Source organism: Streptomyces sp. NBC_01707 (assembly GCF_041438805.1).
Lineage (GTDB): Bacteria > Actinomycetota > Actinomycetes > Streptomycetales > Streptomycetaceae > Streptomyces.
Window position 1 is genome coordinate 3472897 of sequence record NZ_CP109190.1, and the last position, 18456, is coordinate 3491352.

Consider the following 18456-nt stretch of genomic DNA (forward strand, 5'->3'; position numbering starts at 1 on the left):
TGCTCGATCGAAGCCGAGAGCTCGGGGAAGACCCACGACAACGCGGCAGATCCGCGTGCCGGCCCCCGCCGCCAGCATGATCCGAACGAGAGGCCCCAGCCCACCCGGTGAAAAGGGGACACCCGTCATGGCCTTCACAGTGGTCCGGTTCAATCTCGTCGATCCCGCCGCCACCCCCGACTCCCTCTCGGCCCGCTACCGTGCGGCGCTGGAGATGGCCGCCTACGCCGACCTGCACGGTGTCGACACCGTGCAGACCGAGGAACACCACGGTGCCGCCGACTCCTGGCTGCCCTCCCCCTTCGTCTTCGCAGGATCGGTCTTCGGCGCCACGAAGCGGATCGCGGTCACCGTCTCGGCGATGATCGGCCCGCTGCACGACCCGCTGCGGCTTGCGGAGGACATGGCGGTCCTCGATCTGCTGAGCGGGGGCCGGCTGGTGACGGTCGCGGGCATCGGATACCGGCCCGAGGAGTACGAACAGGCGGGCGTCGAGTGGGGCAGGCGCGGCCGGCTCCAGGACGAGCTGCTGGAGACCTTGTTGCGGGCGTGGACCGGCGAACCGTTCCCGTACCGCGGCCGTACGGTCCAGGTCACTCCGCGCCCGTACACCCAGCCGCATCCGCTGCTGCTGGTGGGGGGCAGCTCGCGGGCCGCGGCGCGGCGGGCGGCCCGGCTGGGGCTGCCCTTCTTCCCGAGCGCCCATCTGCCCGAGCTGGAGGCGTACTACCACGAGCAACGCGCGGTCCACGGCACGGAGGGGTTCTGCATGATGCCGGCGGTCGAGACGCCGTTGCTTCATGTCTCGGAGGACCCCGATCGGACCTGGGCCGAGTACGGTCAGCACTTCCTGCACGAGGCACGGACGTACGCCTCCTGGCAGTCGAAGGACATCCGCTCGGCCGTGCGCTCGGCGGCCACGACGGTGGCGCAGCTACGGGACGAAGGCGTCTACCGGGTCGTCACCCCGCAGCAGCTGGCGGCACTGGAGGCGGACAGCCTGGTGCTGCATCCGCTGTGCGGTGGGATGCCGGTCGAGGAGGGGTGGCGCAGCCTGCGTCTGTTCTGCGACGCGCTCGCACGATGACGTAGGCGGATGCGCGCGTCCCCGGCTCGCGGGCGCGGGCCGGGGACGCGTGGTCGAGGAGAGGGGCAGCGGGGATTAGCCCATCTCCTCCAACGCCTTGCCCTTGGTCTCCTTCACGAACTTGAGTACGAAGGGGATCGAGAGCACGGCGAAGCATGTGTAGATGATGTAGGTGCCCGACAGGTTCCAGTCGGCCAGACTCGGGAAGCTCGCGGTGATCGCCCAGTTGGCGATCCACTGGGCGGAGGCGGCGACACCGAGCGCGGCGGCGCGGATCCTGTTCGGGAACATCTCGCCGAGGAAGACCCAGACCACGACACCCCACGACAGAGCGAAGAAGAGCACGAAGACATGGGCCGCGATGAGGGCGACGACGCCCTGGGCGGTCGGGAGTTTGCCGTTGACCAGATCGGCGGAGAAGGCCCAGGCCTCGAAGGCCAGAGCGATCGCCATACCGACGGAGCCGGCCAGCGCGAGCGGTTTGCGGCCGATACGGTCGACCAGGACCATCGCGATCACGGTACCGATGATGTTGACGATCGATGTGGTGAACGACCAGAAGAACGAGTCGGTCGGGTCGATACCGACGGACTGCCACAGCGTCGCCGAGTAGTAGAACGCCACGTTGATGCCGACGAGCTGCTGGAAGATCGAGAGGCCGATACCGACCCAGACGATCGGCAGGAAGCCGAAGCGGCTGCCGAGCAGGTCCTTGAAGGTGGACTTGTGCTCGCGGTGCATGGCCGTCTCGATCTCCAGGACGCGGGCGTCCAGATCGACGTTCCGGCCCTCGACCTCACCGAGGATCTCCCGGGCCCGGTCCTTCTTGCCGACCGAGATCAGGAACCGCGGCGATTCGGGGATCGCGAACGACAGCAGCCCGTACAGGAGCGCGGGAACGACCATCACACCGAGCATCCACTGCCAGGCTTCCAGGCCGCCGATCGTGCCGCGCTGCTTGCCGTCGGCCATCTGCAGGATGCCGAAGTTCACCAGCTGCGAGATGGCGATGCCGATGACGATCGCCGCCTGCTGGAAGGAGCCGAGCCTGCCTCGGTAGGCGGCCGGCGACACCTCGGCGATGTAGGCCGGGCCGATGACCGAGGCCATGCCGATGGCGAAGCCGCCGATGATCCGCCAGAGGGCGAGATCCCAGAGGGCGAACGGCAGCGCGGAGCCGATGGCGCTGATGGTGAACAGCACCGAGGCGATCCGCATGCACTTGATGCGGCCGATCCGGTCGGCGATACGGCCCGCCGTGGCGGCGCCGATGGCACAGCCGATCAGCGCGATGGCGATGACCTCGGCAAGCGTTGCGGAGCCGATGTCGTAGCGGTCCCGGATCGCCTCGACGGCGCCGTTGATCACGGCACTGTCGTAGCCGAAGAGGAAGCCGCCCATCGCAGCGGCCGCCGTGATGAAGATGACATGGCCGAGGTGTTCCGGATGGGCTGCTCGGGCTCCGGATCCCGGTGTCTGCGAGGTGCTGGTCACATGAACTCCTGGTACCTGGCCGCGTCGTCAGGCGTGGGGGCGAGTCGTCAGGCGTGGGGGGAAACTCTTCTCAAGTGGCGCACAACTCTTCAGCCGCCACCACTTGAACTTAAAAACGACGTCTCAGAGAGTATGTGTTCAAGTTTCGAAGTCAAAAACGAGCATGGTCGGCTTCTACCCAGGACCGCCCAAAAGGTGCGTTGAAGATTTGAAGAACGAGTAAAGGTTCAGCGCAGTCGCTGGCTGATGACCTTGGAGACCCCGTCACCCTGCATCGACACGCCGTACAGCGCGTCGGCGACCTCCATCGTCCGCTTCTGATGCGTGATCACGATGAGCTGCGAGCTCTCCTGGAGCTCCTCCATGATCCGGATCAGCCGCTGCAGATTCGTGTCGTCGAGCGCTGCCTCGACCTCGTCCATCACATAGAACGGGCTCGGCCTCGCCTTGAAGATCGAGACCAGCAACGCGACGGCCGTCAGGGACCGCTCACCACCCGACAGCAGGGAGAGCCGCTTGACCTTCTTGCCCGGCGGGCGGGCCTCGACATCGACACCGGTCGCCAGCATGTTGTCCGGATCGGTCAGGACGAGCCGGCCCTCACCACCCGGGAAGAGCCGTGAGAAGACGCCCTCGAACTCGCGGGCCGTGTCCCGGTACGCCTCCGTGAACACCTGCTCGACCCGCTCGTCGACCTCCTTGATCACCTGCATCAGATCGGCGCGGGTCTTCTTCAGGTCCTCGAGCTGCTCGGAGAGGAACTTGTGCCGCTCCTCCAACGCCGAGAACTCCTCGAGGGCGAGCGGATTCACCTTCCCGAGTTGCTGGTACGCCCGTTCGGCGGACTTCAGCCGCTTCTCCTGCTCGGCCCTGACGAACGGCCTCGGCTGGTTGCGCGGATGCTCCGGGTCCTCCGGCAACTCCTCGCCCTCCGCGGCCGGCGACGGCGGTACCAGCTGGTCGGGGCCGTACTCGCCGACCAGCCCGGCCGGCTCCACACCCAGCTCCTCGAGTGCCTTCGCCTCCAGCTGCTCTATCCGCAGCCGCTTCTCGGCGCCCAGCACCTCGCCGCGGTGGACGGAGTCGGTCAGCTTGTCGAGCTCGCCCTTGAGCTCACGGCCGTGGCCGCGCTCGGCGGTCAACTCCCGTTCACGCTCCGCCTTCGCCGCCTCGGCCGCGACCCGCTCCTCCTCGGCCCGTACGACGGACACCTCGACGTGGGCGAGAAGCTGACGGGCGCCGGACGCGACGGCGGAGGCGACCGCGGCCTCGTGGCGCAGCCGGGTGCGGCGCTGCTCGGCACGGGCGCGGGCCTCGCGTTCAGCACGGGCACCGCGGTCGAGGGAGTCGGCGCGTCCGGCGAGCCCCTTGACGCGTTCCTCGTGGGTACGGACCTGGAGGCGGGCCTCCATCTCGGTCTGGCGTGCGTTGGCCCCGTCGGCGGCGAGCCGATCGCGCACGGAATGGTCGGGTTCCTCCTCGACCGGCATCTCCTCGGCCACGAGCAGCCGCTCGGCCAGCTCCTCGGCCTCCTCGGTCGCCCGTTCCAGGGCGTCCTGGGCGCGAGCCGCGGAGGCGGCCGACCGCTCGGCCTCACCCGCGGCGCCGCGTGCCTGCCCGGCGAGCCGCCCGAGCTGCTGGGCCACCCCTGACTTCTCGCGCTCGGCGGCCCTGCGCCGCTCCGCCAGCTCCTCGACGAGTTCGGCGCAGGCGCTGCGCCGCTCCCCCGCGAGTCGCTGGGCCTCGGCCAACCCGGTGCACCGAACGGCCAGTTCCGCCAGCTCGGCGGCAGCCTCGTCGACGGACGCCTGCACTTCGAGAAGGCTGGGCGCGCCGGCGGACCCGCCGTGCGCGAAGTGGGCCCCCAGAACATCTCCCTCGCCGGTCACGGCGGTCAGCTCGGGATGCGCGGCAACGAGATCCTCGGCGTCCTCCAGTGTGGGGACGACCACCATGCCCCGCACGAGCCCACGCACGGCGTCCATCAGGCCGGCCGGCCCCTGGACAAGATCGGCGACAGCGGGCGGGGCATCCTGGGCCACCGCGCGGAGCAGCGGACCGGACGCCTCGGGATGTCCGGCGATCCGGTGTGCCGGGGCGTCTGCCACGGGGCCGTGGCCTACGCCCTGGCCGGGCAGCCGGGCGGCGTCGGTCGGGACCGCCTCCTGCTCACCGCCCGGGCCGGGTACGAACCCGGCCCCCGTCTCCGTGTCCTGCGCGGTGGGCACCGCGACCTGCCCGGGCAGACGCCGGGCATCCGCGTCCACCGGCGCACCCGGCCCGGCACCGGGCCCGGGCCCCTGCCCCGGAACTCCTCCCGCGTCGATCACATCCGCGGGCCCAGCACCCCCCAGCAGCAACGCCGCCCGCCCCGCGTCCTGCTTGCGCAGCAGGCGGATCGCGTTCGCTGCCGTGGCCGGATCCGTCACGGCCACCGCGTCCGCCGCAGCGCCCAGTGCCGCCGCCACCGCCACCTCGTGGCCCGGGGCCACCGTCAGGAGTTCCGCGGCCGGGCCGAGCAGACCCGACAGGCTGTCCTTCGAGGCGAGCAGCACCCCCGTGCCGTCCTTGCGGCGCAGACCCAGGGACAGTGCCTCGTGGCGGGCCGCTACCGCTGCCCGCTTGCGTTCCGCGCCGGTGGCGGCCTCCCGGGCGGCCGAAAGGGCCGCATCCGCCTCCGCCAGCTCCCGTCTGGCGGTGTCGTGGCGCTCGCCCAGCTCCGCGTCACCCGCGTCCAGGCCCGCCACCTCGGCCTTCAGCTGCTCGTACTCCTCCTGCGCCGCGACCGCCCGCTCCTGCGCCTCGTCGCGCGAGGCGGCCAGCCGGTCGATCTCCGCCTGCGCCGAACCGGCCCGGCTCCGGGCCGCATTGACCTGACCGGTCAGCCGCGCCAGACCTTCGCGCCGGTCCGCGATGGCCCGGGCCGCGTCCTTGAGCCGGCGTTCTTCGGCGACCAACTCCCTTTCCAGTTCGGCCCGGTGCGCGGCGGTGTCCTCCAGCGCGTGTTCCGCCGCCTCCAGCGCGGCCTCCAGCTCCGCCTCCTGCTCACGGATCCGGGCGGCCTCGCGCTCCATGTCCTCCGGATCGCGCCCGCGCCGCTCCTCCTCCGGTGCGGCGGTGGCACTCTTCACCCGGGCGTCGGCGAGCGAGATCGTGCCCCGTACGCGTTCGGCCAGCTGCGAGAGCTCGTACCAGGTCTGCTGGGCGCGCTGCAGCCGCGGCGCCAGCCGACGTACCTCGTCCTCCAGCTCCGCCTCGCGTGCCAGAGCCGCCTTGAGCTCCGCCTCCGCCGCTTCCCGGCGCTGCTTCAGCGCGGCCTCGTCGGCGATCTCGCTGCGCAGCGCGTTGCGCAGCCGCACCAGGTCGTCGGCGAGCAGCCGCAGCCGGGCGTCGCGCAGATCCGCCTGGATGACGGCGGCCCGCCGGGCCACGGCCGCCTGCCGGCCCAACGGTTTCAACTGCCGCCGCAGTTCGTCCGTCAGATCCTGGACGCGGGCCAGGTTGGCCCCCATCGCGTCCAGTTTCCGCAGCGCCTTCTCCTTCCGCTTGCGGTGCTTGAGCACGCCTGCGGCTTCCTCGATGAACGCGCGCCGCCCCATCGGATCGGCATGGAGTACGGAGTCCAGCTGGCCCTGCCCGACGATGACGTGCATCTCCCGGCCGATACCGGAGTCCGAGAGCAGTTCCTGGATGTCGAGGAGTCGGCAGGTGTCGCCGTTGATCTGGTATTCGCTGCCGCCGTTGCGGAACATGATCCGAGTGATCGTCACTTCGGCGTATTCGATGGGCAGTGCGCCATCCGCATTGTCGATGGTCAGCGACACTTCGGCGCGTCCGAGCGGAGGCCGCCCGGTGGTGCCGGCGAAGATCACGTCCTCCATCTTGCCGCCGCGCAGGGATTTGGCGCCCTGCTCACCCATGACCCAGGAGAGCGCATCCACCACATTGGACTTGCCGGAACCGTTGGGACCGACGACACAGGTGATCCCCGGTTCGAACCGCAGGGTCGTGGCGGAGGCGAACGATTTGAAACCACGCAGGGTCAGGGCCTTGAGATGCACGCCGCCGGACTCTACCTTTCGCTCTCGGTTTCGCTGATGAAGGTGCAGGGCACATCAGACGGTAAGGGAAGGGGTGTACGTCCGGGGGCGGTCCGGCGCAGGTCCGCGACAAAGAAAGAAGGGACGCCGAGGCGCCCCTTTAAATCTTGCTGCTGTGCTGCGTAACGGATCAAGAACGCGGCGGATCAATAGCGCGACAGATCAGAGTGATGATCTTCAGTGATCCGGTGACGATCCGGTGATGAACTCAGACGGCTGACGCAAGCAGCCCGACCGGCCCCTGTGGGCCTTCGGTCAGGTCAGCGCCGGCTCCGCCTGGGGTACGTCGATGTCGATGCTGTCGAGCAGCGACTCTTGGTGCTGGGCGGCGGCGTTGAGCGCGTCGTTCTCGTCCTGAATCCGTACGAGCTCGGATTCAAGATCCTGGACGCGCTGTTGGAGCCGTCGCATCTCGGCGAGGAGTCGCGGGTCGGAACCGCCGACGTAACCGAGAAGCGCCTTTGCCATGATGGATGGTCCTCCACACTGAGTGACCGACCGATGCGGTGTGGGTCGTGAGGGAATCGCACCCGCGGTGCTCGGCAGCGCTCTGTCATCACTGCGGTTCTGCTGCCAACCAGCTCTGCCAAACAGCTAAGGTGCGCGGGGTTTTCAGCGTCTCACCAAAAAGTTTGACGGTCAACACGATCACACCCTGTAGAGGCGGGCGTCCCTGGGATGCGCGGCTTGACGATCATGCGGCGCGACTCTCCTGCGGCGCCCTGAAGGGCGTGGAGATCATCCTTACTGCGGCAGCCTGGCATGCCAACCGATTCTTGGCAACCACCCGGTCCTTCCGCAGGTCATTTCATGTGTACGGGGATCGGTGGGGCACACCGTCACCCCTCGCCGCCCCTCGAACACGGTCCGAACACGGCCCCGAATTCGGTCGATATCCGGATCACGATCAGCGGATGGCAAATCCCTCGTAACCGCCGCGCGGGGTGTCCCAGATCTCAGTGACTCCGTCCACGCGGCCGGGTGTGTCGTCGGACCGCAGCCACTCCAGCAGACGGTGGCAATTCTCACGTTGTCCTTCGGCGACCACCTGCACCCGACCGTCGTCGAGATTGAGGGCGAATCCGGTGAGACCCCCGATCTCCAAAGCATTTGCCCTGGTGAACCAGCGGAACCCTACTTGCTGTACTCGGCCGCGTACCCAAGCAGTGAGTCGCACGTCTTCGTTCATGCCAGAACGCTAACCGGCCAATTGCTCAACGGGCACTTCGGCCCCATAGGCCATGGCGTACAGTCCCGTCGCAATAGCCTCACCTGTTCGGGTGAGGCATGTTGACGCCCGGAGTGGCGTCCAGATCGCCAGAAGGGGACAGCAGATGGGCCGCCATCGACGCTCCGCCGCAGGTCCCGAAGCAGGTCCGGCCGCCGACCCGTACAAGGCCGCGGACACCCGCCGCCACCGGGGCGCCCGCCGCAGGAAGCGGTCCGCCATGCATCTGCGTACCGGACTGGTCGGCGTCTCCGCGGCCATGGCCGTCGGAGCCGTGGCCGTGGCCTCCGGACTGCTGCCGGGCGGCGCGGGCTACCACGTGAGCGGCGGCACGGCCGCCGACCAGGTCCGCGCGGACGGGGCACCGGACCTGCTGACGCAGGGCGGTTCCACCACCGCGCCGGCCGACCGCGGCACGTCGTCGGCCTCGGCCAGCCGCGGTACGGGGCGTTCCCAGGGGCCCGAGGGGTCGGGCTCCCCCAGTTCCTCCGCGACGCCGTCCACCTCGCCTTCGGAGAAGGCCGAGCAGACGAAGCAGGCGCAGAAGACCGAAGAGAGCGCCGCTCCCTCGGCGGCCGACAGGACCGGCGCCGCCCCGGCGACCAAGACCCCGACGGCCAAGGCCTCGGCGACGCCGAGGACGTCTTCCGCCGCTCCGACCCGCCCGGCCTCATCCCCACCTGCCGACACCTCCGCACAGGCGGCCGTGCTCGCCCTGGTCAACGAGGAGCGCGCGAAGGTCGGCTGCAGCCCGGTGACGGCCAGCGCCTCGCTCGCCTCGCTTGCCCAGGACTTCAGTGACGACATGGCGGCCCGCGGCTTCTTCAGCCACACCGACCCGGACGGCCAGACCCCCTGGGACCGTGCCACCAAGGCCGGCGTGACGGGGCTCGGCGGCGAGAACATCGCCCGCGGCCAGGCCGACGCACAGGCCGTGATGACGTCCTGGATGAACAGCGAAGGCCACCGAGCAAACATTCTCAACTGCGACTACAAGACACTCGGCGTCGGAGTCCACTACGGCTCCGGCGGCCCCTGGTGGACGCAGGACTTCGGCTTCTGAGATTTCCGCAGGTCGGTGACCCATCAGCTTTCTCGGGCCGTCTCGGGGCCGTTATCGGCAACCGAGGCGGCCCGAACTGTGTCTACGGCCGACCGTGTACGGGGTCTCGCTCGACGGCATCAGATGCGCGTAGGTCCGCAGCGCGAAGCCGGAATCATGGTGGCCGAGACATTCACTGAGAGCCTTGATGCTCTCGCCTGCGTCGACAGCCAGGCCGAACACCTCACCTTGGTGAAGGCCGCAGCCAGCAGCGGGGTCCACCAGCGCCCGATACCGCTCAGGCATAGCCGCCCGCACTACCCTGACCCGATCGGCAGTCCTCGGCTTGACCTTGCGCGGGTCGAGTCGTGGAGCCTTCGCCGACCGTGCGCTGCACGTGTTGGCACGGATGAGTCGATCTTCCACCGCGGCCGTGAAAACCGTCGAGACGTGCGCGAAGATCCCGCGCCGGTTCGTGGTGGGCGTTGAGGGCTCCTCTCCCGACCACCATCGACCCAGGCAGAACCGAGCAGACGCGGCCCATGGCGCCCGGGCGTTCGTACAGTGGCGCGCTCCACCAGGCCGGTCAGCTGACCGCCGCCTTCTTGAAACCAAGTCGGCCGGCCAGGATCCGATTCAGCCTCACCGCGGGGTCAGGATGCAGAGCGGACGGCCTTCGTCGGGGTCACCGACGTAAGTCCAGAGCTTCAGTGTCTTGCCGTCTCGGAGGGCGTCGTAGCCGAAACTCACGCCATCGGCTTTGAACGACATGTCGACGCTGGTCTGTCCCTTCCAGTCAGAGTCGCGCCAGGTGCCTGATCCCGACCTGGGTCCGTTCTTCAGGTCGTCGACATCGAGGTCGAAAAAATTGCCGCAGACGTCATCGGCAGTGAACGTTCCGTCCGGCTTCAACTCCAGTGTGCCGCCATGGGTATCGGTCCACGTGGTCGCTGTCCGGGATCGGGGTAGCTCGGTCGGCTTACCGTCAGGGACTGGCGGGAAGGCCAGCCTGCCACATGCGACGAGGGCGAACGCGACGGGAACGAGGGCCAGGACTGCCCGGCTAAAACGCAACACACGCCACCCCAACACTTTCCGCGGGACGCACGAACGACTGCGGTTCGACCAGTCGTCGAGCACGTGCTCGTTATCCTGTCAGCATTTCTGAACGCGTTCAACTTCTTTGGTCAGGCTGGACACGTGAACGCGTGGCGCCACGGACGGTGCGGCCTGCCTCCCATGCGCAGGTCTGTGCGGTGCACCGGTGCCACAATCGCGCCGGATGAGGTCGGGACTCACGGGGAACTGCGGCTGCTGGCGGAGACGACGGCCGGCAGACGTCAAAGTCGGCATCGCGCAGGTCAGACCTCATCTCGCTCACGACGGCCTCAGCGTGTGCGTCGACGAGTCGAGACGGCACGACAACTACCCATATCGGCAGTTGATTTGAACCACTGTGACTGCGCCGGCCGCGCGCACGATCGGCCGCTCAGGAGGTGAACGCATGGCCACTTACGTCCGCACAGCGCACTCCTGAAGTGAGCACTGTGCGGGCGTAAGCTGTTTTCATGGACGAGAACACGCGTCGGGACGGCGCCGACAGCCTGCCGTTCGACGTGTTCTCCCGGCAGTGCCCCTCGCGCGGCACGCTGGAGCATGTCACCGGACGTTGGGGCAGTCTGACGCTCACCGCGCTCCACGATTCCGGTTCCCGCTTCAACGAGCTGCGGCGCAGGGTCGACGGGGTGAGCGAGAAGATGCTCTCCCAGACGCTTCACGCTCTGGAGCGGGACGGACTCGTCCACCGGGAGGCGCAGCCCACCAACCCGCCGCGTGTCGACTACGAGCTGACGCCATTGGGGCGCGAGGTCGCCGACCGGCTGCGCGGGCTGATCCAGCTCGTCGAGGGGCGGATGCCCGAGGTGCTGGACGCCCGCAACCGTTACGACGAGGCCCGCGAGAGCTGAGAGGGCTCCGGCTTGATCGGCCGGACGTCGCTCAGAGCCGCGGCGGCCGCTGGCAGCGCGGGCAGAAGTAGCTGGAGCGGTTCATCCACGCACGGCGGCGCATCGGCGTACCGCAGCGGTGGCAGGGCTCGCCCTCGCGCCCGTAGGCGTCGAGCGACCGGTCGAAGTAGCCCGACTCGCCGTTCACATTGACGTAGAGGCTGTCGAAGCTGGTGCCGCCCTGGTCCAGCGCCGCGGTCATCACGTCACGGACATGACCGAGCAGTTCGGCAGACCTGGGCCGGGTCAGCGTCGCGGTGGGCCGGTCGTAGTGCAGCTTCGTGCGCCAGAGTGCCTCGTCCGCGTAGATGTTGCCGACGCCGCTGATCAGCGACTGGTCGAGCAGCGCGCGCTTGACCGTCGTACGGCGCAGCCGCAGCGCGGTGTGGAACGCGGCGTCGTCGAACGCCGGGTCCAGTGGGTCGCGGGCGATGTGCGCGATGGTGTCGGGCAGCCCGTCGGCGGTGTTCTCGTGGAGCGACAGCCCGCCGAAGGTCCGCTGATCGACGAAGCGCAGCTCGGTGCCGAGGGTGTCGTCGAAGCGGATCCGGATCCGCAGGTGCTTCTCGTCGGGTGCGTCCTGCGGCTGGACGAGCAGCTGGCCGCTCATGCCGAGGTGGCCGAGGAGCGACGAGGACGCCTCGTCCAGCGGCACCCAGAGGTACTTGCCGCGACGCATCGCCCTGCCGAAGCGGCTGCCGCCGAGCCGGGCCGCGAAGTCCGTGGACCCCGCGACGTGACGGCGGACCGCGCGCGGGTGCAGGACCTCGACGTCGGCGACCGTGCGGCCGGATATCCAGCGATCGAGACCACGCCGTACGACTTCGACCTCGGGCAGCTCGGGCACGGTGCAACTCCTTCAGTTCCTTCGGAACAAGGTTACGTACCTGACTTTGATTCCGGACACGGAAAACCCCCCGGTGCACAGGGCACCGAGGGGTCGACGCGTCAGGCCGGAGCGACGTCCGTGGACGGCGACGGGTCGGCAGGGGTGTCGGCGGCCCCTCCGTCGGCGGCGGCCTTGGCCGCAGCCTCCCGTTCCTCCGCGGCGGCGCTGATCTCGCGCCAGGCGGACTCGGCCGCCTGCTGCTCCGCTTCCTTCTTGCTACGGCCGGTGCCGGTGCCGTACGAGACACCACCGACGCGAGCAGCAGCAGTAAAGGTCTTCTCGTGGTCCGGGCCGGTCTCCGTGACGAGGTACTCGGGGACTCCGAGGCTCTCGCTCGCGGTGAGTTCCTGGAGGCTGGTCTTCCAGTCCAGGCCGGCGCCGAGGTTGGAGGACCTGTCGATCAGCGGGTCGAAGAGCCGGTGGACCAGCTCCGAGGCCGCACTGAGGCCCTGGTCGAGATAGACCGCGCCGATCACCGCTTCAAGGGTGTCGGCGAGGATGGACGCCTTGTCCCTGCCGCCCGTGCCCTCTTCGCCCCGGCCGAGCCGGATGAAGGAGCCGAGTTCGAGGCCGCGGCCCACCTCAGCAAGTGCACGCGAGTTGACCACCGCGGCCCGCAACTTGGCCAGCTGGCCTTCGGGCAGGTCGGGGTGGGTGCGGTACAGCGTGTCCGTGACCACCAGGCCGAGCACCGAATCCCCGAGGAATTCGAGCCGCTCGTTGGTGGGCAGACCGCCGTTCTCGTATGCGTACGAGCGGTGGGTCAGCGCACGCACCAGAAGGGCGGACTCGAGGTGATACCCGAGCCGCCCTTCCAGAAGCGTGTGGGACGAGGCTGTGTTGACGTTGTCTGCCTGCTTCTTGGCGTGGGACAACTCAGACATCGGGCCTCTCACCAGCCGCTCAGACCTCGAGGACCTGGCGCTTGTTGTACGTGCCGCAGCTCGGGCACGCGATGTGCTGCAGCTTCGGCTCCTGGCAACGCTCGCACGAAACCAGGGTGGGGACCGCAGCCTTCCACTGCGACCGGCGGTGGCGCGTGTTGCTGCGCGACATCTTCCGCTTCGGAACAGCCACGGCTACTTCTCCTGCTTCTCGTCGACGCCCGCTTCGGCGCCGCCCATGTTGTCCTTCTCGCCGTCCGAAACGGTCTCGGCGAGTCCTTGCAATGCCGCCCAACGAATGTCGACGGCATCGTGGTGGTGACCGGGGTTCTCGTCCAGCCTGATTCCGCATTCGGAACACAGACCGGCACAGGACTCCCGGCACACCGGCTGCATCGGCAGTGCGAGCACCACCGCATCGCGCAGCACTGGCTCGAGGTCGAACAGGCCGTCCTCGATGAAGAGCCTGTCCTCGTCGTCCTCGGCGTCGTCGGCCGGTTCCGCTTTGACGCGGCCCCGGTCATCGGCGTCAGGGTACGAGAACATCTCCTGGAAATCCGCTGCGACCTCTTGGCGCAGCGGCTCCAGACACCTTACGCACTCCCCCTCGGCCGACGCACGGGCGGTGCCTGTGACAAGCACCCCTTCCATGACCGATTCGAGGCGGAGGTCCAGTTCCACCGGTGCGCCCTCCGGCACACCGATGACCCCGTCGATACCGAGGTCCCTGGGGGCGTCCACCGAGCGGGTCAGCCGCAGGAGGGCACCGGGACGCCGACCCAGCTCGTGCGTATCGAACACGAGAGGGTTTCGGTGGTCGAGGTGGCCGTTCAGGGCTTTTCCTGCTTTCGAAATCGTATGCATGGCGCATCGCGCACCGTGGGAGGGGCCGACCGGTTCGGAGTCGAAGCGGGCAGCCTGGATCGCAGTCATACGCGCGACCGAAGAACCAGGATACTGGACGCGTCACCCTGCTCCCAATCGGGTCCGATTCCGGACCCGAACCGGGCGGAATCGGTCAGCGCTCCTGCTCGTACCGGCGGAGCTGGTCGAGGTCGATCATGCTGGTGTCGAACAGGCTGGTCTCGTCGAGGGCGCTCTCGCCCTGCTGGTGAAGCCCCTGCTGCGGGAGGGGCTGGTGTTGCCAGCTGTCGTACCCCTGTGTCTGGCCCTGGTCGTAGCCCTGCGTCTGGCCCTGGTCGTAGCCCTGAGCCTGCAGCTGCGCGTGCCCCTGGTCGTAGCCCTGCTGCTGATAGGCGGCGTACGGGTCGGGCTGCTGCTGATAGCCGTACATGTCCTGCTGGGGCTGCTCCTGGTACGCGTACGTCTCCGCGTAGCTCGGCTGCGCCTGCGCCGGGAAGTGCGGCTGGACCTGCTGGGGCACCGGCTGCGGCTCCGGGGTGGCGAGTTCGGCGAGACCGGCCCAGTGGTCCTCGTCGCTGGTGTGGCCCTGGCTGCCCGCGGCGTCCTGGGCTGCCATGTGCGCGCCGAGCTCGTCGGTGGCGACCCGGCCGTGCAGCTTCTGCCGGCCGCGGCCGACCGCCTCCAGGGTCTTGGCCAGCACGGCCTCGAAGGCGCCGAGCTTGGTGTCGACGTATTCGTCGGCGCGGCGCTGCAGCGTTGCCGGGTCGGTGCTGCGCTCCGGGGCCTCGGCGAAGTCCGGGTCCTCGTACCCCTGCTCGTCGAAGGCCTGGCCGCGGCCGAGGAGCTTCTCGCGGCCACGGTCGACGGAGCCGATCGTCTTGGTGAGGACGACCTCGAAGTTGGCGAGCTTGCTGTCGACGTACTCGTCGGCCTCGGCGCGGACCTCGTCGGCCTCCCGGCGGGCCTCGTCGAGGATGCGGTCCGCCTCGGACTGGGACTGCCGGGCGATCTCGGTGTCGGAGATCAGTGAGCCGCGCTGGGCGTGGGCGGACTCGATGATCCGCTCGGCCTCCTGGCGGGCCTGCTCGACCAGCTGCTCCCGGCCGCCGAGGAGCTCCTGGGCGTGGGCGAGCGAGCCGGGGAGGGCCTCACGTACCTCTTCGAGCATCGCGAGCAGGTCGGCGCGGTTGACCACGCACGACGCCGACATGGGCATGGACCGGGCGTTCCCGACCGCTTCGACGATCTCGTCGAGCTTCTTCTGCACGTCCACCGTGTGCTCGCCACTCTCTACTGCTGATTGGAGACGGACGGGACGACTGTACGGCCAGTCGGCGCCCGTCCGACACCTGGTGACGGGCTGTCAGTGGTTCACTCCTGGGCGAGCCGGTCCACGAGGGCCCGGTGGACCAGCGGCGGCAGCAGGTGGGAGACGTCGCCACCCCAGGTCGCGACCTCCTTGACCAGGGAGGACGACAGGAAGCTGTAGGTGGGGTTGGTCGGCACGAAGAGCGTTTCGACGCCGGAGAGGCCGTTGTTCATCTGGGCCATCTGCAGCTCGTAGTCGAAGTCGCTGACGGCCCGCAGGCCCTTCACGATGGCCGGGATGTCGCGCTGCTTGCAGAAGTCGACCAGGAGGCCGTGGAAGGACTCGACCTGGACGTTGCCGAAGTCGGCGGTGACCTGGCGGATCAGCTCGATCCGCTCGTCGACCGTGAACAGGCCCTTCTTGGACTGATTGATCATCACCGCGACGTGTACGACGTCGTACAGCTTCGAGGCGCGGCCAATGATGTCGAGGTGTCCATTGGTGATGGGGTCGAACGACCCCGGACAGACGGCGCGGCGCAACTTGAGTCCCTCGCTCTCCGGTGCGGTCATCGTGCGTCTTCGCACGTAGAGGCGGCGCGACCGTACCAAAGCGTTCCCTCGCCGTAGCGACGGGCCCGCAGTGGCTCGAATCCCTTGGGCCAGTTGAATTCTCCGCCTCTGGTGCTCCGTTCCACGGTGACGAGGGCATCGTCCGTGAGCCAGCCCTGGGCACGGAGTGTGAGCAGTATCTCGCCAAGATCGTCGTCGGTGACGACGTACGGCGGATCCAGGAAGACCACGTCGTACGGGTCCGCGGGCGCCGGCCCTGTCACGATCTGTTCGGCTTTGCCGGTACGGACCTCGGCGCCGGGCAGGCCGAGCGTACGGACGTTGTCCCGGACCGTGCGGGCGGCCTTGGTGTCCGCCTCGACGAGCAGGGCGTGGACCGCTCCGCGGGAGAGCGCTTCGAGGCCGACGGCGCCGGAGCCCGCGTACAGATCCGCGATACGGATGCCCTCCAGGGTGCCGAGGAGCGCCTCCCAGGTGGAGAAGAGGCCCTCGCGCGCGCGGTCGGAAGTGGGGCGGGTGCCGGTGCCGGGCGGGACGGCCAGGCGGCGTCCGCCGGCCGAGCCGGCGATCACGCGGGTCATGGGTGTCTGAATCCTCGGGTCGGGGTGGCCCGCCGGGGTGGGGCGGGCGCCGTGCGTCCCACGATATGGCTTCGGTCCCGTTCGGGCCCGGGGGCCCCGGCGAACACCTGGGTCTCCCCCGTCCTCAGCCGTTGACGTCCGTCCTGTGCCCGGCTGCCGATTCCCCCCTGCGTTCAGCCCTTGCTCTCAGCCCTTGTCGAGGTACTCCTCGCGCTCCTTGTCGAGCAGCGCGTCCAGGGCGGTGCGCAGCTCGGGCAGGTCCGTCAGCTCCGGGTCGGCGACGACGACGGCGACGGCCTCCTCGCGGGCGGCGGCGATGACCTCCTCGTCGTCGATGACGGTGAGCATCCGCAGGGACGAGCGGACACCGGACTGGGCCTGGCCGAGGACATCGCCCTCACGACGCTGTTCGAGGTCGATCCGGGACAGTTCGAAGCCGTCGAGGGTGGCGGCGACGGAGGACAGGCGGGCCCGGGCGGGGCTCGCCTCGTGCGCCTCGCTGACCAGCAGGCAGAGGCCGGCGGCGGAGCCACGGCCGACACGGCCGCGCAACTGGTGGAGCTGGGAGACGCCGAACCGGTCGGCATCCATGATCACCATCGCTGTGGCGTTGGGGACGTTCACCCCGACCTCGATGACGGTCGTCGCGACGAGGACGTCGACCTGGCCCGCGGCGAAGCGACGCATCACGTCGTCCTTGTCGTCGGGGTTCATCCTGCCGTGCAGCACCGCGATGCGCAGTCCGGCGAGGGCGCCCTTGGTGAGCTGCTCGGCGATCTCCAGCACGGCGAGCGGCGGGCGCTTGTCGCCGTCGTCCTCGGGCGGCTGCTTCTTGCCCTTCTTCTTCTCGGACTCGTCGTCGGCGTCGTCACCGATCCGGGGGCATACGACATACGCCTGGTGGCCGTTCTCGACCTCCTCGCGGACCCGCTCCCAGGCCCGGGTGAGGAAGTGCGGCTTGTCCTTGGCCGGGACGACATGGCTGGCGATCGGCGAGCGGCCGGCCGGCAGCTGGTCGAGCACGGACGTCTCCAGGTCGCCGAAGACGGTCATGGCGACGGTACGGGGGATGGGTGTGGCGGTCATGACCAGCAGGTGCGGCGGCTGCTTGCCCTTGGACCGCAGGGCGTCGCGCTGCTCGACACCGAAGCGGTGCTGCTCGTCGACGACGACCAGTCCCAGGTCGTGGAACTGCACCTTGTCCTCGATCAGCGCATGCGTGCCGATCACGATCCCGGCCTCACCGGTGACCAGGTCGAGCAGCGCCTGACGGCGGGCCGCCGTACCCATGGAGCCGGTGAGCAGTACCACCTTCGTACCGAGGTCGGAGCCGCCCAGCATGCCTCCCTCGGCCAGCTCGCCCATCATCTCCGTGATGGACCGGTGGTGCTGCTGGGCCAGCACCTCGGTGGGCGCGAGCATCGCGGCCTGTCCGCCCGCGTCGACGACGGCGAGCATGGCGCGCAGCGCGACCAGCGTCTTCCCGGAACCGACCTCGCCCTGCAGCAACCGGTGCATGGGGTGCTCGGTCGCCAGGTCGTCGAAGATCTCCTTGGAGACCTTCTCCTGGCCCTCGGTGAGGGTGAACGGCAGCTCGGCGTCGAATGCGTCGAGCAGTCCGCCGTGGGCGGGGATCCGCGCCACCGCCGGAAGCTGGGTGTCCGCGTACCGGCGGCGGGCGAGCGCGACCTGGAGGACGAACGCCTCGTCCCACTTCAGCCGGTCCCTGGCGTCGGCGATGTCCGCCTTTGTCTGCGGGCGGTGGATCTTCAGCAACGCCTCGGGCAGCGGGGTGAAGCCACGCCCCTCGCGCAGCGACGAGGGCAGCGGGTCGACGGCGTCCCGGGCGCTGGGCAGCACGGTGTCGACGGCCTTGGCGATCCGCCAGGAGTCGAGCTGCTTGCACGCCGGATAGATGGGCAGCAACTTCCCGGCGAAGGCGTCCACCGCCTCCGTGGCCTCGTCGGCGTCCGTGGCGTCGAGGAGCTGGTAGGTGGGGTGGGCGAGCTGCATCTTCCGGTTGAAGACGGACACCTTCCCCGCGAACATCGCCCGGCGTCCGGGCAGCAGCTCCTTGTGCGGCTTGTGCACGCCGTGGCCGAAGAAGACCAGCTGGAGCCGGCCGCTGCCGTCGGTGAGGGTCACCTCCAGGCGTTTGCCCCTGCCGTTGTTGAACATCATGATCCGGGCGTCGGCGACCTGGGCGACGACGGTCACATGCTCGTCCAGCGGGAGGTCGGCCAGCGCGGTCAGCTTGCCGCGCTCCTCGTAGCGCCGCGGGTAGTGGTGCAGCAGATCACCGACCGTGTGCAGGTCGAGGTGTTCGGCCATCACCTTCGCGGTGGCACCGCCGAGCAGCTTCTTGAGGGGTTCGTCGAACGCAGACACGCGATCCATTGC

Annotated in this window: 16 protein-coding genes; 3 read left to right on the forward strand and 13 right to left on the reverse strand. The window is 69.1% G+C overall.

The window, feature by feature from the left end:
- Nucleotides 1–127 precede the first annotated feature (127 nt).
- Complete coding sequence (locus OG963_RS15600) at nucleotides 128–1087, forward strand: LLM class flavin-dependent oxidoreductase (RefSeq protein WP_371799177.1); 960 nt, start codon at nucleotides 128–130, stop codon at nucleotides 1085–1087.
- Between the two features lie 75 nt (nucleotides 1088–1162).
- Here the strand turns inward: OG963_RS15600 and OG963_RS15605 are convergent, their stop codons facing one another.
- From OG963_RS15605 to OG963_RS15620, 4 genes are all read right to left on the reverse strand, one after another.
- Complete coding sequence (locus tag OG963_RS15605; RefSeq protein WP_093778638.1) at nucleotides 1163–2581, reverse strand: sugar porter family MFS transporter; 1419 nt, start codon at nucleotides 2579–2581, stop codon at nucleotides 1163–1165.
- A 227-nt stretch (nucleotides 2582–2808) separates the two neighbouring features.
- Nucleotides 2809–6642, reverse strand: coding sequence for an AAA family ATPase (locus OG963_RS15610; RefSeq protein ID WP_093778640.1), 3834 nt, complete (start codon nucleotides 6640–6642; stop codon nucleotides 2809–2811).
- Nucleotides 6643–6936: 294 nt separating this feature from the next.
- A complete protein-coding gene (locus tag OG963_RS15615; protein WP_018551753.1) occupies nucleotides 6937–7149 on the reverse strand; it encodes a hypothetical protein in 213 nt (70 codons plus the stop codon).
- A 439-nt stretch (nucleotides 7150–7588) separates the two neighbouring features.
- Nucleotides 7589–7870: an acylphosphatase gene (locus OG963_RS15620; protein WP_093778642.1), complete on the reverse strand. Its 282-nt coding sequence runs from the start codon at nucleotides 7868–7870 to the stop codon at nucleotides 7589–7591.
- A gap of 145 nt (nucleotides 7871–8015) precedes the next feature.
- Here OG963_RS15620 and OG963_RS15625 point away from each other — a divergent pair, with 145 nt between their 5' ends.
- Nucleotides 8016–8972, forward strand: coding sequence for a CAP domain-containing protein (locus tag OG963_RS15625; RefSeq protein ID WP_093778644.1), 957 nt, complete (start codon nucleotides 8016–8018; stop codon nucleotides 8970–8972).
- 621 nt (nucleotides 8973–9593) lie between these two features.
- On the opposite strand, the gene OG963_RS15630 is transcribed toward OG963_RS15625, so the two are convergent.
- On the reverse strand, nucleotides 9594–10091 hold the full coding sequence (locus OG963_RS15630; RefSeq protein ID WP_319738532.1) for a hypothetical protein: 498 nt from the start codon (nucleotides 10089–10091) through the stop codon (nucleotides 9594–9596).
- Nucleotides 10092–10519: 428 nt separating this feature from the next.
- On the opposite strand from OG963_RS15630, the gene OG963_RS15635 reads away from it, so the two are divergent.
- Nucleotides 10520–10918: a helix-turn-helix domain-containing protein gene (locus OG963_RS15635; RefSeq protein ID WP_093778648.1), complete on the forward strand. Its 399-nt coding sequence runs from the start codon at nucleotides 10520–10522 to the stop codon at nucleotides 10916–10918.
- Nucleotides 10919–10949: 31 nt separating this feature from the next.
- Here the strand turns inward: OG963_RS15635 and mutM are convergent, their stop codons facing one another.
- From mutM to recG, 8 genes are all read right to left on the reverse strand, one after another.
- A complete protein-coding gene (gene mutM / locus OG963_RS15640) occupies nucleotides 10950–11804 on the reverse strand; it encodes a bifunctional DNA-formamidopyrimidine glycosylase/DNA-(apurinic or apyrimidinic site) lyase (RefSeq protein WP_093778650.1) in 855 nt (284 codons plus the stop codon).
- Between the two features lie 101 nt (nucleotides 11805–11905).
- Nucleotides 11906–12730, reverse strand: a complete 825-nt coding sequence (gene rnc, locus OG963_RS15645; RefSeq protein ID WP_030928644.1) for a ribonuclease III — start codon at nucleotides 12728–12730, stop codon at nucleotides 11906–11908.
- A gap of 19 nt (nucleotides 12731–12749) precedes the next feature.
- A complete protein-coding gene (rpmF, locus tag OG963_RS15650) occupies nucleotides 12750–12923 on the reverse strand; it encodes a 50S ribosomal protein L32 (RefSeq protein ID WP_003965982.1) in 174 nt (57 codons plus the stop codon).
- A gap of 2 nt (nucleotides 12924–12925) precedes the next feature.
- Entirely contained in the window at nucleotides 12926–13594 is a 669-nt protein-coding gene (locus OG963_RS15655) for a DUF177 domain-containing protein (protein WP_037823080.1), read from the reverse strand.
- Nucleotides 13595–13748: 154 nt separating this feature from the next.
- Nucleotides 13749–14867 (reverse strand): cell division initiation protein, encoded by a 1119-nt coding sequence (locus tag OG963_RS15660; RefSeq protein WP_093778652.1) that lies wholly within the window; start codon nucleotides 14865–14867, stop codon nucleotides 13749–13751.
- Nucleotides 14868–14965: 98 nt separating this feature from the next.
- The gene (coaD, locus tag OG963_RS15665; RefSeq protein WP_199822945.1) at nucleotides 14966–15445 is read right to left on the reverse strand and encodes a pantetheine-phosphate adenylyltransferase; all 480 of its coding nucleotides are present in this window, start codon (nucleotides 15443–15445) and stop codon (nucleotides 14966–14968) included.
- A 26-nt stretch (nucleotides 15446–15471) separates the two neighbouring features.
- Nucleotides 15472–16056, reverse strand: a complete 585-nt coding sequence (gene rsmD, locus OG963_RS15670) for a 16S rRNA (guanine(966)-N(2))-methyltransferase RsmD (RefSeq protein ID WP_030928654.1) — start codon at nucleotides 16054–16056, stop codon at nucleotides 15472–15474.
- 186 nt (nucleotides 16057–16242) lie between these two features.
- Nucleotides 16243–18453, reverse strand: coding sequence for an ATP-dependent DNA helicase RecG (gene recG / locus OG963_RS15675; protein WP_176902375.1), 2211 nt, complete (start codon nucleotides 18451–18453; stop codon nucleotides 16243–16245).
- Between the last annotated feature and the right edge of the window lie 3 nt (nucleotides 18454–18456).

Excerpts from the sequence above, each read along its gene's own strand:
- OG963_RS15635 (WP_093778648.1), top strand. The coding sequence starts at position 10,520 with ATGGACGAGAACACGCGTCGGGACGGCGCCGACAGCCTGCCGTTCGAC.
- rnc (WP_030928644.1), bottom strand. The coding sequence starts at position 12,730 with ATGTCTGAGTTGTCCCACGCCAAGAAGCAGGCAGACAACGTCAACACA.
- OG963_RS15615 (WP_018551753.1), bottom strand. The coding sequence starts at position 7,149 with ATGGCAAAGGCGCTTCTCGGTTACGTCGGCGGTTCCGACCCGCGACTC.
- OG963_RS15625 (WP_093778644.1), top strand. The coding sequence starts at position 8,016 with ATGGGCCGCCATCGACGCTCCGCCGCAGGTCCCGAAGCAGGTCCGGCC.
- OG963_RS15600 (WP_371799177.1), top strand. The coding sequence starts at position 128 with ATGGCCTTCACAGTGGTCCGGTTCAATCTCGTCGATCCCGCCGCCACC.
- OG963_RS15655 (WP_037823080.1), bottom strand. The coding sequence starts at position 13,594 with ATGCATACGATTTCGAAAGCAGGAAAAGCCCTGAACGGCCACCTCGAC.
- recG (WP_176902375.1), bottom strand. The coding sequence starts at position 18,453 with ATGGATCGCGTGTCTGCGTTCGACGAACCCCTCAAGAAGCTGCTCGGC.
- rsmD (WP_030928654.1), bottom strand. The coding sequence starts at position 16,056 with ATGACCCGCGTGATCGCCGGCTCGGCCGGCGGACGCCGCCTGGCCGTC.
- OG963_RS15620 (WP_093778642.1), bottom strand. The coding sequence starts at position 7,870 with ATGAACGAAGACGTGCGACTCACTGCTTGGGTACGCGGCCGAGTACAG.